9 protein-coding genes and 2 pseudogenes are annotated in these 17625 nt (G+C 43.2%); 5 read left to right on the top strand and 6 right to left on the bottom strand.

The features are described 5' to 3' along the window. The first annotated feature begins 6 nt into the window (after positions 1-6). Positions 7-792 (top strand): type I methionyl aminopeptidase, encoded by a 786-nt coding sequence (map, locus tag ANSO36C_RS25915; protein WP_251956948.1) that lies wholly within the window; start codon positions 7-9, stop codon positions 790-792. Positions 793-1046: 254 nt separating this feature from the next. Here the strand turns inward: map and ANSO36C_RS25910 are convergent. Together ANSO36C_RS25910 and ANSO36C_RS25905 are read right to left on the bottom strand one after the other, a co-directional pair. Then, positions 1047-3241 (bottom strand): annotated as a pseudogene (locus ANSO36C_RS25910) (lytic transglycosylase domain-containing protein). Positions 3242-3479: 238 nt separating this feature from the next. Beyond that, entirely contained in the window at positions 3480-6053 is a 2574-nt protein-coding gene (locus tag ANSO36C_RS25905) for a HEAT repeat domain-containing protein (protein WP_251956946.1), read from the bottom strand. Between the two features lie 61 nt (positions 6054-6114). Between ANSO36C_RS25905 and ANSO36C_RS25900 the strand changes: the two genes are divergently transcribed. Beyond that, entirely contained in the window at positions 6115-6273 is a 159-nt protein-coding gene (locus ANSO36C_RS25900; protein WP_251956944.1) for a hypothetical protein, read from the top strand. Positions 6274-6314: 41 nt separating this feature from the next. Beyond that, complete coding sequence (locus tag ANSO36C_RS25895) at positions 6315-6722, top strand: Uma2 family endonuclease (RefSeq protein ID WP_251956942.1); 408 nt, start codon at positions 6315-6317, stop codon at positions 6720-6722. Here ANSO36C_RS25895 and ANSO36C_RS25890 read toward each other — a convergent pair. After that, a complete protein-coding gene (locus ANSO36C_RS25890; RefSeq protein ID WP_251956940.1) occupies positions 6708-7274 on the bottom strand; it encodes a phycobiliprotein lyase in 567 nt (188 codons plus the stop codon). The two genes, ANSO36C_RS25895 and ANSO36C_RS25890, sit on opposite strands and share 15 nt — an antisense overlap. A gap of 76 nt (positions 7275-7350) precedes the next feature. After that, positions 7351-8031, bottom strand: coding sequence for a HEAT repeat domain-containing protein (locus ANSO36C_RS25885; RefSeq protein WP_251956938.1), 681 nt, complete (start codon positions 8029-8031; stop codon positions 7351-7353). A gap of 560 nt (positions 8032-8591) precedes the next feature. Here ANSO36C_RS25885 and infC point away from each other — a divergent pair. Beyond that, positions 8592-9125 (top strand): translation initiation factor IF-3, encoded by a 534-nt coding sequence (gene infC / locus ANSO36C_RS25880; RefSeq protein ID WP_251956937.1) that lies wholly within the window; start codon positions 8592-8594, stop codon positions 9123-9125. Between the two features lie 111 nt (positions 9126-9236). Here the strand turns inward: infC and ANSO36C_RS25875 are convergent. Next, positions 9237-10470 (bottom strand): annotated as a pseudogene (locus tag ANSO36C_RS25875) (RNA-guided endonuclease InsQ/TnpB family protein). A gap of 536 nt (positions 10471-11006) precedes the next feature. Here ANSO36C_RS25875 and ANSO36C_RS25870 point away from each other — a divergent pair. Next, the gene (locus ANSO36C_RS25870; RefSeq protein WP_251956935.1) at positions 11007-14012 is read left to right on the top strand and encodes a HEAT repeat domain-containing protein; all 3006 of its coding nucleotides are present in this window, start codon (positions 11007-11009) and stop codon (positions 14010-14012) included. A gap of 317 nt (positions 14013-14329) precedes the next feature. Here ANSO36C_RS25870 and ANSO36C_RS25865 read toward each other — a convergent pair whose 3' ends face one another. Continuing rightward, positions 14330-17518, bottom strand: coding sequence for an efflux RND transporter permease subunit (locus ANSO36C_RS25865; protein WP_251956933.1), 3189 nt, complete (start codon positions 17516-17518; stop codon positions 14330-14332). Between the last annotated feature and the right edge of the window lie 107 nt (positions 17519-17625).

Here is a 17625-nt window from a genome sequence, read left to right as displayed (position 1 = left end):
AAGTTAATGAAAACCGAACTAATTGTTATTTTATCCCAACGAGAATTAGACAAAATGCGTCAAGCTGGGCGTTTAGCAGCTAAACTTCTCCAGCATTTGGAACCGTTTGTGAAACCAGGGGTGAGTACTCTTGAACTAAATGATGAAGCCGAACGTTGGACGCAAGCGCATGGAGCAAAAAGCGCACCTCTTGGTTATAAGGGTTATCCTAAATCGATTTGCACCAGTGTAAATGAGGTAATCTGTCATGGCATTCCCAACGCTAAACAAATCCTGAAGGAAGGTGACATCATTAATATTGATGTAACGCCGATTGTTGAGGGCTATCATGGCGACACATCCAAGACATTTTTTGTCGGTACTCCTTCCCCAAAAACGAGGAAGCTGGTAGAGGTGACAGAGGAGTGTTTGCGCCTGGGTATTGCTGAAGTGAAACCTGGGGCACGCATTGGCGACATTGGTGCAGCCATTCAAGAGTATGCTGAAGGACAAGGCTTTTCTGTAGTGCGAGATTTTGTGGGACACGGTATCAGTAACATTTTCCATACTGCACCGGATGTTCCCCACTATGGCACACGCGGTAAGGGCAAGCGTCTCAGACCAGGGATGGTTTTTACTATTGAGCCAATGATTAACGAAGGCACTTACGAAGTTGAGGTTCTGGGCGATAAGTGGACTGCGGTAACGCGCGATCGCAAGCTTTCTGCTCAATGTGAGCATACTTTAGCTGTAACTGAAGATGGTGTTGAAATTCTCACCCTCCCTGAAGGCGAGAATTATTGGTCTGCATAAAAAGATATCTCATCCCTCCGGTACACTCCGCAAACGTAGGGGCGCAAGGACTTGCATAGGTGTCAACTTAACGTAAAAACCAGTCTAGAAAAAGCTTTCAGGATTGCCTCGTTCCCAGTCTCCGACTGGGAATGCCTGTCATTGAGGCTCCGCCTCAAGACTTGCGGCTCTGCCGCAATTGATCTCGTTTCCAGCCTCTGGGCTGGAAACGAGATCAATTCTACAAATTTATTTTCTACCCTCAAACAGCAAAATTACTGTGACGGTAGTTTTGGGTGTGTAGTCGAATACTTTGCTACAATGCCAGAAATCTCAGGGTTGTAAAGCCTCAGATAATTCCAGTAGTTGCCAAATACTTGCCGCACATAATTTTTGGTTTCATCAAAGGGAATTTGTTCAACAAACTCATCTGGATCTTTTGTAGTGAGAGTTTGCAGCCATTTAGAGACATTGCCTGGGCCAGCATTGTAACTAGCGATCGCCAGCAAGGAGTTATTGTTATATTGCTCATGAGTATGATCTAAATACCATGTACCCAGCATGATGTTCTGATTGGGGTTTTCTAAGTTTATTGTTTTGCTATCCAGCTTAATTTGTGGGGCAATCCATTTAGCTGTACTCGGCAACACCTGCATTAAGCCAGTAGCATCAGCAACGGATTTGATTTTTGGCTCAAACCGTGACTCTTGACGCATCAGAGCGGTGACTAGCAGAGGATTAAGTTGACGCTCAGTAGACCACTTTTGAATCTCTCGGAAATAGGGAAATGGATAACGCGCTTGCCAGTAGCTGCTCTGTTTGCTGAGAGTCTGATATTGGGCTTGTTCATCTGGTGCTTCCCGATCTTCCAACTTAGAAATTTTGTCAATTCCGATGAGATTTTCTCCCCTAGCCATCCGCACCAGCCCTTCAGTAAATTGCTCTGCTACCGTTGGCTGAAGTTTATTCTGAAATTCTGTTTGCCATTGTAACCAGGCATCGCGGTCTTGGCCCAGCAGATACAGTTCTTTGAAAGTCTCAGAACCAGCAGGTGGTAATGGACGCTGGGGTGTGATTATTTCCGGGTTCATGACGCGCACATTGTCAAAGTTGCCGACGTTTAGCCCAGCATGGTTGCTGCTCGCCATGCATAATAAGAGTAGGGAAACTCGCTAACCACAAACTCATAAGCAGTTTGAGATTCTTGCTGTTTCCCTAGTGAAGCTGCCCATTTGCCTATCCAAAAGCCTGCTCTCGGAGCCAAAATACTATTGGGATTGTTGGTGACAATTGGCTCTGCCCATTGCCAAGCACCAACGTAATCTTTGACTTTAGCTTTATCTTGGGCGATTTTCCAGCGATACTCTGCGGCTTCATCAGAATTGCCGTATTTGGCTATGAGTAATTGCCACGCTGCGCTAGCTGACTTTTGATCCTTGAGAGCTTGGAGAGTTTTGGCTTTTTGTACCAGTGCAGTACCAGCTTGTTTTGGAAATTTACTAATTACCTGATCAAGATAGGGTAAGCCGTCTTTAGGAGTTTTTGCGGTTTCTGCTAACCGCAGTAGTGCAGTTCCAGTTTCTTCAGTATTCGGAAACTGCTGCACTAATTGTTTATAGGTAGCAATCGCTTTTTCTCTATCTTTGCCTCCTACCTGTAATCCCCGTGCAGTACGGTAGAGATTGCGCGATGTTTTGGGTGCTTTGGCATAAGCATTTGCCGCTTTGAGAAATTGACTATTTTCCCAATAGCTTGTACCAATCAGTTCCCAGTTTTCGGGTGTCAGGGTAGGCTGTTTTACTAGCTGATCCAAAACGCCCACTATGCCTGGCTGGTCATAAGCATATTTAGCCAAAATCAACTGTAATTGTGGCTGATTGGGATTTTCTTGCAAGCGTTTGCGAATAATTTCCCAAGTCAGAGGATTGGCAGGAAATTGAGCGATCGCTATTTCTTGTTGCTTCGGTTGGGCAATCAGATATAGCGCTTTTACCGTAGCCGCTTCTTTGGGATACAACTTCACTACACTTTGTCTGAGATCCGAGGCTTTGCCGTCCTCACCCAGCATACCCTCTGCCTGGGCTTGTTTGAGCAAAATGTAGGGCGCAAGAACGGGATAGTCTTTCTCTAGTCCTTGGAGTAAAGCTAGGGCTTTTTGCGCTTGGGTTCTTTCAATATAATCACTCGCCAAAAGATAACGAGCGCGATTCCGGTCTGGCGATCGCGATTGATCTGCGATCGCTGCTAGTTTTGCCGCCCGTTCTGGCAACGATTGCGAGATCAGGGGAAAGACGGCTGATTGGGCAATGCTACCGTCTGATGTTTGCTCTGTTTGATTCTGGCTCAGTTTGAGCCATTTTCCCAGAGACTTGCCAATCTCAGGTGCTGATACCATTGCCCCAGCTAGAAAGGCAAACAGTGCCGCACCCGCAATTATCGAAATTTGCTTTTTCTGTAGTTTCTTCAGCATGAATACCCGCTGAAAAGTTTCGGTGAATTTCTTGAAACTCTAACACTCCTAACCATCAGTGTTACCAATTTTTTATTTTAGATTTTTAATTTTATGTAGAAAAATCTTAATTTTCAATCCCACGGTTAACAGTATTGAAGAATAATCACATATTAGATACTATGACATCTATCTTGAGTATATAATTACTTAGCTTGATAATTTGCAGGCAAGCACAAGAGATCGCCCATTTCTAAACTTATGCTGCCGTTTGGATTAACGCTGCTTTACGCGATCGCACCAACTGGACAAACATATCGCTAACAGTGTGATCTTTCGTGTCAGCAGCATACTGAATCAACATTTCGCGGAGAGCGATCGCATCCTCAAACTTGAGAAAATTCGCCAACATGAAATATACACCTCGAAAGCGCGGATCGCCTAAGTGTTGCTCCTGTCGCTCTGGGTGTTCCAGAAAGGTCTGAAGAATGAAAAACTCCGCGATTTTGTCATGGCGAAAGTGCCATTCTTTAGCAGGTTTACCTTCGCTATCTTTGGACTGACGGCTGACCACCATTTTGTGCCGTTCCATGCCCAATAGTTCCTCTAAAAACTGTTCTTCTGGCAACTGTGTCTCATCCTTGAGCCGCATTTGGTAGACCGCTTCCGAGAAACTATCCAGAGGGAATTCTTGCCTCAAATGCTTTTCCTGGTATTCCTCGGTCATCACCGTATACTGTTGCTCTTGTAAGCGAAATAAATCAGGCTGTTTGCCTGCGGCAAGCATCGCAGCAATCACGGTCAAATCCATTGGATTAGAGAGAATCCGTTGATTTGCTTCCAGTTCTTCTAAAGCTTGCCGATCGTTTAGCACTTGTTCAAGATAACGAGAGCAAGACTGTTCATAGACTTCCTCTCGAACCGGAGCATAGTCAGGGATTAGAGGTTTGCGAGAGAGCAGGAATGCTTGAATGTGCGATCGCCCCAATGGTTGCATCACATACCGTTTTGCAGTTGAAGGGGGTGTCCATTCCATTGGTTGCGTTGCCAGAATAATGTCGCCCTTGAAGTAGTTTTCGGTGAACTCGACAATTTTTGCCCGTGTGTCAGCACTCACTTCATTTAAACCATCAATACAGATGGCGATCGCACCACTGTAAATCAAATTCTGTAAAAATTTCGGGTCTTTAATCTCCTCTCCATGCAGTTTCTTTTGAATTGCCTCAATTACACCATCAGCACACTTGGTTGCCGGAAGATACACCACAACTCGCTGCGACTGCTGGCAGAGATGCCGTAAAAACATCGTCTTCCCCAATCCCGACGCACCTTCCAGCACAACTTGCCCCTTAAACCCTGGAACCGCCGCTTGAATGGGTTGAATCTCTCCTGAATTTGGATTTTTGATGTCTGAATTCTCAAAGTAGGCGGCTGGTTTAAAGTTCTTCAGCCCTGCATCGGCAAGCAGTGATTCACGAAAGGGGGCAAAAAGCGATCGCCGCAAAAAGGGTATCCAGGTCAAGGCAAAGCCTACATACCCCAGTCCCATAATCTTCCGCACCCAGGGATTCCAGAAGAAGATAGCTTGAATTTGAGGCGACTTAGGATAGACGAGAATCAGAGCCAGCCAAAATACTGCATGAGCTAGCCAAATCTCTTTTCCGGCTGAAACCCATTTAGCAGATGATTGGAGCAGAAACGATTGTTTGCGATCGCCAAGTGTTGCTAAGGTTTTATCCACCCCTAAGCGAGTATCTTCAAATTCTGGTGAGTTGCCGAAAGCCGTCTGAATTTGCTTGACAACGGTGATCGCTTTTTCGGCTTCCTGAAGATTTTTAGCTTCTTCTTGTAGTTGCCTAGAGATGTTCCTTAGAGAGGTTGCTGCCTGATTACGAACTTTGACACTCTTATCTTTGAGGGCTGCAATTAAGGCAGGAACAACCACTTTATTGTCTTGAGCAAAGTATTCCAGACTGTAGGCAGATCCGGCACGCACGGTATCATCTTGATCCTTGAGCGCTGTCATCAGCGCAGGAAAAGCAGGTTTGTACTCTACATTTATTACGTTATTATTGAAGATATATCCCAGAGCATAGGCAGCATTAGCGCGGACAGTCGCATCTCTATCTTTCAGCAATTCAACCAAACCGGGAATTGAAGTTTTTGCCTTTTTGCCAATTGAGCCGAGGGCAGAAGCAGCAAAGGTACGGACAGTTGCATTCTCATCTTTAAGCCTTCTAATCAGTGCCGGAACAGCCGCTTCAGCATCCAAACCAAGCGCACCAAGTGCAGAAGCAGCATTCCCACGAACAAGAGAGTATTTATGCTCCAAGTTGTCAACCAGTACAGGAATAGCTTCTTTAGCTTCCGCACCCAAGTACGTTACCAAGTACATTAAGCCATTAGCAGCTATTATTCGGTTCTCTAAGTCTTGCCCTTGAAGAGCTTCAATAAAAAGATGCACAATAACTTTTTTTTCTTCGTCCTTCTTTGCCTGAACAACCAAAGCCCAAGAAATGCTTCTACGAGCATCTAGAGTCCCATGTTTAAAGGCTTCAATTAAGGTAGGAACAACGGTAACACCATCTGTATCGATGTATTCTAAAGCTTCAGCAGCAACCTCGCTTGTCGTTCCACCCTTTTTCAGAGCTTTGAGCAAATCAGGAACCGCTCCTGCCCCGCAGTCAATTATTGCAGGTCGATTTTTATCACTGATGTAGGTCTCAATTTCCTTTTCTGTACAGGTTTTTGCCCAGGCATTGCCAGCGAAGAGCAGAGGCAGTGAGAAGCTTAGGAAGGTGATTTTAAGGGCAGTAGAGAGAGGCTTTAGCATGGTTTTCTCAGTGTGGGCAACACGGTAGGGGAAATTCAAACCGGGCAATGGGATTTGAACAGTGTTGTTAGAGACTTCACCTGCGGCAGAGATAACTCCGGTTTTAGCCAGTTACATTTCTGATGTTCAAAACTCCAACTCTCAAAATTCTGTCACGGATGATGCGATCGCGCTTGACCCGTTTTTAACCGTGGTCAAAAAGCTGTCCGCAGTCCCCTAGATTAGAGATAATATTTATATCATCAGTAATTCTCGAAAGCCATGACTCAAGCTATACCCAAGCTAGTAACCTTTGAGGAATTTGTCGATTGGCTACCCGAAACCCGACGAGTACGCTACGAACTACATAAAGGAGAAATTGTTGAGATGGCGCAACCAGTGGGGGAACATGAAGAAGTTAAAGGTTTTTTAGCAAGAAAAGTAACAGTTGAGTTTGACCGATTACACCTCTCGTACTTCATGCCCAACCAAGTTATAGTTAGACCTCCTGAAAAAGATTCGGGTTACATTCCAGATGTGTTGGTGCTAAACCGTGCAAATCTGGAAAACGAAAAATTATGGAAAAAAGAATCTACCGTTAGTATCCGTCAAAATGTCTTTGACAGACTACTAGTTAATTCCCCCCATTTCTGGAGGGAATGTTTTGTAATTAAACTAACTAGATACTGAATTAGCCGCTTCCGAAGGCTTCTCGGCTGGCGGAAAACCACCCATGCGAATCTCAGAAGTAAACGAAGTGATACTAAATCCACCAAAACTCTTGAGGACATTTACCCGCATTCGCAAATTTGGGCTAGCAAACCACAGGCGCTCTTCTGACCAGATGGTTTCATCCTCTATAGTTAAAATCAAAGCACCATCACTATCAAATTTATAGCGTCCGGCAACTGGAGTTTTCTTCGCATCAACTATTTCTCGCAGTAATTTTCCTTGGGCTGGATTATCCGCATCAGGAACCGAAACTAACACAGTTGAACCACTGTGTTTTGCTTGATCCTTGTCCATTGTGCCGTTCCAGCTAATTTTCGTAGCACAAGAAGCAGAACTAGGATTAATGTTGTAATTCTGACACAGCTTGCTCACCTCTGGATGATCTACTGCCAGCGTTTCAATGATGATGTCTGACTTGCTATTTTCCGATTGATTAAAAGCCAAATGTTGACTAGTTCGATGAGAAAACCATTTACCGGCACTCAACTGAAAAAACTCTTCAATATTCATGAATGAAATTACCCTGCATCAAAATGCTAAGATTCTCACTTAATTATTTATTAAAAGGTAGCAGGAGGTTTTTATATTAAGCTTGATTGTCCATTTCTTCAAGCTTCTTGAGTCCAATCCTCGCTGCCTCAGCAACGTTGAAATGATTGTCTTTTTCCAAGTATTTCAAAGCGGAAACGCTCTTGGGGGTGGGAAGATTCCCTAAAGATTCTGCCAAACGCTGCCTTACTAACCAATCATCTGATTGGGCGAAGCGGAGGATTTTATCTACAGACTCAATGTCTTTAATTTCTCCCAGTGCAGAGATTGCAGCTTGTTGCAATACTACTTCTTTGCTATCCAATGCCTGAAGAAGAATTTGACGGGCACGGGGGTCTTTAATATTACCAAGAGAAACTGCTGCACTAAAGCGTACTAGCCAATCAGTATCTTCATAAAATGCCCGCGATAGTACCTCAAAGGCTCTGGCATCACCCAAATATCCTAATGCACCGGCGGCATCAGCCCTCATACCATAATCTGGGTCATTTTCGAGAATTCTGACCAAAATCGAATAACATTCTGCTGTCGGCTTGATTCCGAGGGCAAATATTGCCATCGATCGCAGTTGCAAAGATTCGTCGTCTAGTACCTTTTTTATCAAAGGGACTGCATCTTCAGGGGGAACATTACGCAGATTAGCAAGGGCTACCATGCGATCGCGTAAATTCGGACTTTCTAACTGAGTAGAAATTTCTTCTAAGCTTAGAGCTGCCATTTAGTTCAAAGCGTTTTCTTTACTTATCTTAATTTACCCGATTCGTTCATCAGGCTGTCACCACAGTGAAGTAGGAGTTTGTCTACTTGACAAAATACTTCGATTATGAGTAAAAAGTAAACAAATTTTACTTCCTGCTTGATTCAGATTTATTTAACACTCGATAGCATTAATGTATAAATAAGTACTCAAAGTGTGGATGCAGCGTCAAAACATAAGGAGAATTAGAATAGCTTAAATTGCACCAGAGAAAACTCAATCTGCCAAGCTAATTGTTAGTGCGTAGGCGTAGCCCGTCGTAGACATCGCAATAAAGTATTGCTAAATAATTGTAATAATATTTAACATAGTCTAGGTTGTGTAATTTAGATTAACTATTGCAGAGAAGTTCTCTGAGAGTTAGTAAAATGACAAATACGAGGACGCAACTATTTTATGGATTAGTTACCCTAGAACTGTAGACTATGTTTTCAGTCCTGAGTTACTTCTATATTTTGCCTCCGAGGCATCGCAAATTTAGACCACACCAAATCCTTCATTAAGAGCTCCCACAAATCATAATGCCTGTGATTGAGAAGAAAAGAACTCGCGATCTGCCCCAAATTAACGAACGAATTCGCTTCCCCAAAATTCGGGTAATTGATCCTGATGGTGCCCAACTGGGAATTATGCTCCCACAAGAAGCACTACAACTAGCAGAAGAGAAAGAGTTAGATTTGGTGCTAATAAGTGACAAAGCTGACCCGCCAGTTTGTCGGATTATGGACTATGGGAAATATAAGTTTGAGCAGGAGAAAAAGGCGCGGGAAGCCCGGAAAAAACAACACACAGCTGATGTCAAAGAAGTTAAGATGCGCTACAAAATAGAAGAACACGACTACAACGTTCGTGTCAAACAAGCAGAGCGCTTTTTGAAAGATGGTGATAAAGTCAAAGCGACTGTGATGTTCCGGGGTCGAGAAATTCAGCACAGCGACCTAGCAGAAGATTTGCTCAAGCGAATGGCAACGGATTTGGAGCCTTATGGTGAGCTTCAACAAGCGCCTAAAAAAGAAGGGCGAAACATGATGATGCTCATCTCCCCCAAAAAATAATCCTCTAATTGTTTAATAGACCAAGTTTGAAAATCCCCTGACTTTTAGCCAGGGGATTTTTTGATGTTTCGTTTCGATATGCGCCCAAGGCTTTGAGTTATGTGACATCTCCTACACTTCTGCTTTGCAGTAAGTGTAGGCTTCCAAGACAATCCGGCTAGTGCTTAGGAGACTCTTGGCTTTAAGAACGGAATGCCCTACCGCTCTATTTTTTATATTTATCGCTGCATTATGATCTCGATCTAAACTACACCCACAATTAGGGCAGTCGTGCCATCGAATATGCAGTTTTTTGGGAACCTTCACGCCGCAACTAGAACAGTCTTGACTTGTACCAGATGCTTTTACTGGGATAACACACAGACCAGCGTTTTCGGCTTTGTTTGTTAGTATCGACAGAAAGCTTGACCATCCAGCATCAAGTATAGACTTCGCTAATCGAGTCCGTGCAAGTCCTTTTATATTCAAATCTTCAACCGCAATAACATCATATTTTTTCAATAAATTGTTAGCGGTCTTGAAATGAAAATCTCTACGTTTATCAGCAACCTTTTTATGTTGTCTACCTAGTTGCTTGACGGCTTTTTTTCTACGATTACTACCTTTCTTCCTGCGAGAGAGATACACGCTTTTGGATAACTCGCAGACGTTTTTGAGCCTTGCGGCAATACTGAGGGATTGCGACAACTTCCGAGTCAGAGGTCGTCAGAAATTCTTTTAGCCCAACGTCAATACCTGTTATTGAATCAGGGTTGAAATCTGGTTTAACAGTAGGTACAGTCTTGTCTTCAAGACTCAATGTTACATAAAAGCCATCAGCCTTTTTCGTAACAGAACAAGTTTTAATTTTGAATCCGTCAGGGATAGTCCGATGTTGTACTAGCTTTACCTTGCCAAACTTAGGTAGGGTTATAAAACCATTGTCAATACAATCACTTTTGACTTTTGGATAGGTAAAAGTTTTGTATTGATTAACCCCTTTGAATCTTGGTCTTCCACTTCGTTTGCCATTGCAATCGCCTCCCAGAAACCTGTCAAAAGCTAATTCAACTCTTTTAGCTGCATTTTGCAACACTTGTGAATGAATTTCCTTGTACCAAAGACGATCCTTCTTTAGTTGTGGCAACGAGTCTTGTTGACTATTGTATGTAGGGCTATCTCCTAACTCTGGTAGATGGCAAACTAATATTGAACAGGAGTTAATTGAGCATCGATTTTCTTCATACCAACGAAATCTATCCGCCAACAAATAGTTGTACTGGCATCTCAACATATCTAGCCACCTATCAAGCTGAATAACCTGTGTTTTTGTTGGGCGTAATCTGTATTGGTATGACGTTCTCATTCTGTTCCTTTTGTTTCGACCTCTTGCTATAATAACACAAAGGATAGCCATTAACCACCCAAAATGAAAAATAAAAGACTAAGCCTAAGAATTAGCGAAAGAAGAATGCGAGTGTTGCAAACTTATGCTGCAACTAAAGACAAAACTATTACATCGTGTGTAGAAGACTGGATTGATTCTCTCAATTCAGAAAAAGTTCACTCGTCATTGACCAACGATACTAATTGAACTGCGTTCAATATCGCTTGTTGGTCAATGACGACGCTCGATGACTCGCTACCGCTTCGCTATCACTCACGCGCATTCATCCCACACTGACTGAGTACAGTACAGATATGGGACTTCTGCTGTTCTAGTTAAATTTATCTAAAATCGATAATCCTGAAGGCTAAGTGGGAAACATAATACTCAGTTGCTCAGGATTTTTCCTATTTCGAGAAGATGAGGGGGGCAAGGAAGTATTTTCTTACCCTGCTTCCTCTGCTTCCCCTGCCCCACTCCCATTAAGTAGTGATACTACCAGAAAATAAAACTGCATGGAACTGAAAAATTACTGGTTAGCTGCAAATAAAGTGGCTTTACCACGACTATTACAGTGGGTGAATCTCCGACCAGAGGAGAGCGAACGAACTCAGATAATGTTTATTTTTTACACAACTGTGTCTGTAGGATTGCGGTGGGCAGAGGACAGTACGGTGGCGCTGTTTTTGGATGAATATGGAACTAATCTGCTGCCGTGGATGTATATTGGCAGTGCTGCTATCAGTGCCGGAATGGTTTTTTTATACTCCTGGCTGCAAAAGATTTTTCCCTTACGGCGGGTGATTGTGGCGATCGCACCTTGCATGTTGATGCCATTAGTTTTATTAGTTGTATTACGTTGGGGATCTCATTTTTCCTATCTGGCAGTTATTTCGGTATTTCTGCTGCGGCTGTGGGTAGATGCGCTTTATGTGGTCAATGACCTCAACATTTCCATTGTCGCCAACCAACTATTTAACATTCGGGAGATTAAACGCACTTACCCACTGGTGAGTAGTGGTCTTTTGGTCGCAGATGTAATCAGTGGCTTTAGTTTGCCTTGGCTAGTGCAATACACCACACTGAATAGAATCATCCTTATCGCCTGTGTAGTGATATTACTAGGATCGGGGATTTTATTTTATTTGACGCATCATTATCGAGCAGCTTTTCCTGAAACCCCACAAAAACTAATTCCTGAAGAACAAGCTTCACGACAACGTTTCATTAAAAGTCCCCTGAAACGGTATGTCTGGCAGTTGTTTGCCTTTGTCGGTCTGTTACAAGTCATTGGCTTATTAATAGATTTTCAGTATCTGCGCGAACTCCAATCCAATTTGGGCGAACGAGAACTCGCCAGCTTCTTGGGTCTGTTTGGTGGGATGTTAGGACTGTGCGAGTTATTGTTGCAGTGGTTTATTTCCAGCCGACTCATCGAACGGATGGGGGTATTTTTCACTGCCACGCTTTTACCAATCACTGTAGGCTTTTCACTACCAAGTGTGCTGATATTTCTGCATTTAATTCCAGCCATCCAATCGCAAAGCTTTTTTTGGGGTTTGATAATTGTCAAATTCTGCGATGAACTTCTGCGCTACACCTTTGTCATGAGTAGTGGCCCCATCCTGTACCAACCGATTCCAGAGGGAATTCGCAGCCGGATGCAGACTTTATCTGGTGGAACTGCTGAAGCGATCGCTACAGGTTTGACAGGAGCGCTAATTTTTGCAACTCTAGTATTTTGTGGACGGTTTATACCTGTACCATTGCAAAAGTGGGTGTTAGTAGCAGAAACAATGCTGATAGCTGGCACTTGTTTAACAGTAGTTTGGGAATTGCGATCGCGCTATGTTGAACTATTAGTCTTGAGTGTGGCACGGGGTCAATTAAGTGCAGCCAACATGGGCTTACGATTCTTTAAACAGGGAGTAGTCAAAGCTTTGGCAGAAAAAGGCAGTGATGCTGATAAACGCTCTTGCATTGAACTTTTAGCCCAAATGGATTCCCTTGGAGCCGCCGAAGTTTTAGCACCTCTACTAGTCAAGTTAACCCCAGATTTGCAGCGCCAAAGTTTGGAAGTAATGCTGATGGGAGGTGCAAATCCTGCTTATCTATCTGCCATCCGTCCTTTATTAGAAGAATCTCAAGAAACTAGCCCCGAAGTTTTTGCCTTAGCGCTACGCTACGTTTGGCTGGCGGAACCAAATCCCAATTTAAGCCTCCTAGAAGAATACCTGAACCCCCGGCAAAACTCACTCATCCGCGCCACCGCCGCCGCTTTAGTTTTACGCCAGGGAACACCCATGCAAAAGGTAGTAGCTACCCAAACCATGCGCCGGATGCTGACTCATAAGCAAGAACGGGAACGGGTAAATGGAGTTAGAGCGCTGAGAGAAGCAGTTTATTTGCAGGCATTGCGGATTCACATCCCAAATTTATTACAAGATGAGTCATTACGGGTGCGCTGTGCCGTTTTGGAAATGATTGCAGCCACCCATTTAGAAGAGTACTATTCGGCACTGATTGCAGCACTTTATTACAAATCAACCCGCAGTACAGCCATGTCAGCCCTAATGCGGCTGGAAAATGAAGCTTTAGAAATGCTGCTGCGGTTGGCTACCAATATTTACAAACCAGAAGTAGTGCGGATGTACGCTTGGCGTACCATTGCTCAAGTCGGCACTCAGGAAGCATTGGAGACTTTATGGGAGAACTTGGAGACATCCTGGGGTAGTAATAGGGATCATATTCTCCGCAGCTTACTAAAAATCCACAAAAAACCAGGAATTACAGGTTTAGTGGATCGGTTTTATGAAAATCGGGTAGAAAATTTAATCAAACAAGAATTAAAGTTTTTAGGTGAGATTTACGCTGCATACATAGACTTTAAAACATTAGGCGAAAAAGAAAATCATCAATCAAGCCAGAGGGTTGGGATTGTCTCTGAGTTAATGCAACGCGCCCTTTTAGAATTGGAATTGGATGTCAAAGAACGGCTGTTACTATTACTAAAACTGCTTTACTCGCCAGAAAAGATGCAGGCTGCATCCTTCAATCTGCGATCGCTCTCAGTGGTAAACTTAGCGCGGGGGTTAGAAATTTTAGAGCATACTATAACTCTCTCTTCAAAGTCTCTATTGCTGAATATTTTAGATAACCGACCGCAGTCAGAAAAATTGCAACATCTTGTAGAAGCTAAGATCGTAGAATATGAGAATATGTTAGTTAGCGATCGCCTCCACAGATTGCTGATGTTAGGTAACTTCCTTTCTGACTGGTGTCTAGCTTGCTGTTTTCATTATGCTGAAGTTACGCGTATTCGACTAACCAGTTCGGAGATTTTAGTAAGTTTGCGTCATCCAACAGGCTTTGTTAGAGAAGCTGCGATCGCATACTTAAATATGGTTTCACATCGCGTTCTCCTACAAATTTTACCCCAGTTACAAAAAGATCCACATCCTTTGGTGGCTGCTCAAGTTAAAGAGTTACTCAAAAAATACCAAGTTACTTGTATCAGATAAACCTCATCTAAGTTGAGAACCATAGTTTTCGCCCTCACCCTAAATCCCTCTCCCATATCTGGGAGAGGGACTTTGAAATTCTAGCTCCCCTTCTCCCAGATATGGGGGATAGGTTGGGGGATGAGGGCAAATCCTTTTCATCAGAGAAGAACTACAGGTTTCAAGATAGACGTGGTTTAAATACACACATAGTTTATATTCCGATAGGAATAAAACAGCTATATCTCAAACATCAAGTTCAGCAATATAGCACCATAATTTGGGTTCCAGATGCTTCATACAGAATTGGCACTAAATAATCTAAAAAGGAGAAATATTTAATCCTCGGATTTTGTTGAATATACAGCAGTATTACCATTCAATGACATGGCTTCTGTTTGCACTTTTTGATGTCTATTTGGTTTGATAAAGCGCTCCGTTGTTGTCTTAATGACGATATACAAAATTGGCACTACAAACAAACTCAAGAAAGTCGCAATTAACATTCCACCAAATACTGTTGTTCCCAAAGATTGACGACTACCAGCGCCAGCACCTGTAGCAATAGCTAACGGGAAAATTCCCAAGAGTGTAGAAAAGGCAGTCATCAAAATTGGACGTAACCGCTCTTGTGAAGCCTCAATTACTGCTTTGGTAATCGAAAGTCCTTGGTCTCGCAATTGGTTAGCAAATTCCACAATCAAAATTGCGTTTTTACTAGCTAACCCAATCAACATTACCAGCCCAATTTGACAGTAAACATCATTAGAAAAACCGCGCAATGATTGAGCTATCAGCGCTCCAAAGATAGCTAAGGGAACTGATAACAATATGATAAAGGGATCAATGTAGTTTTCGTATTGAGCGGCTAATACCAAAAACACAAAGATTATTCCTAATCCAAAAATTAGGGGTGCTAAACCACCAGAATCTATTTCTTCTAATGCAGTCCCTGACCATTCATAACCATAACCTGCTGGTAAAACTTTAGCAACTTGTTCCATTGCCTTAATTGCGTCTCCCGAACTATAACCAGGAGCGGCAGAACCATTAATTTCAATTGAGCGGAATAGATTGTAGTGATTTATCGTTTGCGCTCCCACAGTCGGAGTAACTGTGACTAAGTTACTCAAAGGAATCATTTGATTCCTTTGAGAACGAACGTATAGTTTGCCAATATCTTTTGGATTGGAACGAAACTGTTGATCTGCCTGGATATACACCCGGTAATTGCGCTGCTGGAGATTGAAATCATTTACATATTGTGATCCCAAAGCAGTTTGTAAAGTACTGAAGATATCATCTATAGAAACTTGCAATGAATTGGCTTTATTGCGGTCTACTTCCACAAGCAATTGTGGTGTATCTGCGGCAAAGGTACTAAATACAGCTTGTAATCCAGGTGTTTGATTAGCTTGACCGAGCAACTTACCCATTGACTGGACTAAATTTTCTAACCCACTGTTACCTCTGCGGTCTTGCAGTTGAAAGACGAAGCCGCCAAAGTTACCTAAACCCTGAATTGGTGGCGGGTTAACTGGAAAAACCCTGGCTTCTGGGATTGACAATAATTTCCCTTGCAAGCTGCCAATAATCGCCTGTACTGATTGATCGGGTCTTGAGCGTTCTGCCCAAGGTTTTAAAGTGGTAAATATAATACCGCTATTGGCGGTGCTACCACTAAAACCAAATCCTCCCACGGCGAAAGTCCCTAGCACTTCTGGAAGTGGTAGAATTTCTTTTTCTACTTGTGCCATGACATCGCTGGTATATTGCAGCGAAACCCCTTGCGGCCCTTGGATGATGGTGATGAAGTAGCCTTCGTCTTCATCGGGTAGAAAGGCGGTTGGTACTGTGGTGTACAGCCAAGCAGTCATGCCCAAAGAGACGATAAATAGTCCAATGACGATGCTTTTGAATCGTACCATCCAGGTAAGCGATCGCTCGTAACTTGACCTGACCCATTCCAATAACCGATTAATCAGGTCAAAAAACCAGCCAATCCACCTTGGTACTTGTTGTTCTTGACGTAGCAGCACCCCACACAAAGAAGGTGTTAGGGTCAAAGCTAGAAATGTCGAAATCGCAATGGAAAAGGCGATCGTTAGCGCAAATTGCCGATAAAGTGCGCCTGTGGTTCCCGGAAAAAACGCCACTGGCACAAACACCGCCATCAACACAAGTGAAGTGGCAATAACCGCGCCAAACAGTTCTCTCATTGACTCACTTGCGGCTCGACGAGGATTTACGCCTTTATCCTGAATAAAACGGCTAATTTGCTCCACCACAACGATCGCATCGTCTACCACCATCCCCGATGCTAAAGTTAGACCAAATAAAGTCAAACTATTGATAGAAAAGTTAAAAATTTTGACAAAGGCAAACGTCCCAATTAGTGCTAGAGGAATAGTCAGTGCTGGAATTAAAGTGGTTCGCCAATCCTGCAAGAACACAAAAATTACAATTACAACCAGCACCACCGCTTCAATCAGAGTCTTGATGACTTCTGACATCGACTCTTCTACAAAGGATGTCGTGTCAAAAGCTACCTGATATTTCATGCCTGGCGGAAAACTCGGAGCTAATCGCTTTATTTCATCTTTGACTCCTTTGGCTACATCCAAGGCATTACTGCCAGGAACCTGATAAATCCCTAAACCTACAGCATCATTGCCCCGAAATCGCAAAAATGTGTTGTAATTTTCTGCCCCCAGTTCTGCTTTACCAACATCTTTGAGCTTGACTAAGGTGCCATCCTCTTCAGTTTTGAGGACAATTTCTTCAAATTCTGATGGTTCTGTTAATCGGCTAGCAGCACGCACATCAAGTTGATACCTTTGTCCTTCAGGAGCTGGTTCTTGTCCAATTCTCCCTGCACCAACTTGCAAGTTTTGTTCAGATAAAGCATCCGCTACATCCTGAGTTGTTAGCCTCCGACTGGCTAGGCGACTTGGATCTAACCACAAACGCATTGCGTAGCGGCGTTCGCCAAAAATTTGAACGTTGCTCACGCCTTTGACTCTTTTTAAAGCATCTGCTAAGTAAAGGTCAGCATAGTTGCTTAAAAAGATATTGTCGTACTCTTTATTTTCAGCGAATAAACCAATCGCTAAAAGAATGTTGCTAGATTCTTTCGATACCCGCACTCCCGTGCGCTGCACAGAATCTGGTAGTTGTGGTTGGGCAACAGAAACCCGATTTTGCACATCCACAGCCGCAATATCTTTATCCCGTGATGAATCAAAGGTGGCTGTAATGGTACTAGTACCATCGTTACTGCTGCTGGAAGTCATATATCTTAGCCCCTCAACCCCGTTGATTTGCCTTTCTAAGATATTTGTCACTCCGCTTTCTACGACTTCTGCACTAGCTCCGCTATAGTTGGAAGTTACACTAATTTGCGTGGGACTGATTTCTGGGAACCTAGCGATCGGTAGTGTAGGAATACTAATTAATCCTATTAAAAGGATGACGATCGCACAGACCGATGCAAAGATTGGTCGCTTAATAAAAAAGTCAACAAACATAGTTTAAAAATTAGGCTTTGGATATTGGGGCATTGGGTATTGGGTATTGGGTATTGGGCATTGGGCATTGGGCATTGGGCATGGGGCATTGATAAATAATCAATAAT

It is taken from the genome of Nostoc cf. commune SO-36 (assembly GCF_023734775.1).
Lineage (GTDB): Bacteria > Cyanobacteriota > Cyanobacteriia > Cyanobacteriales > Nostocaceae > Nostoc > Nostoc commune_A.
This window is presented reverse-complemented; position numbering and strand designations above follow the sequence as displayed.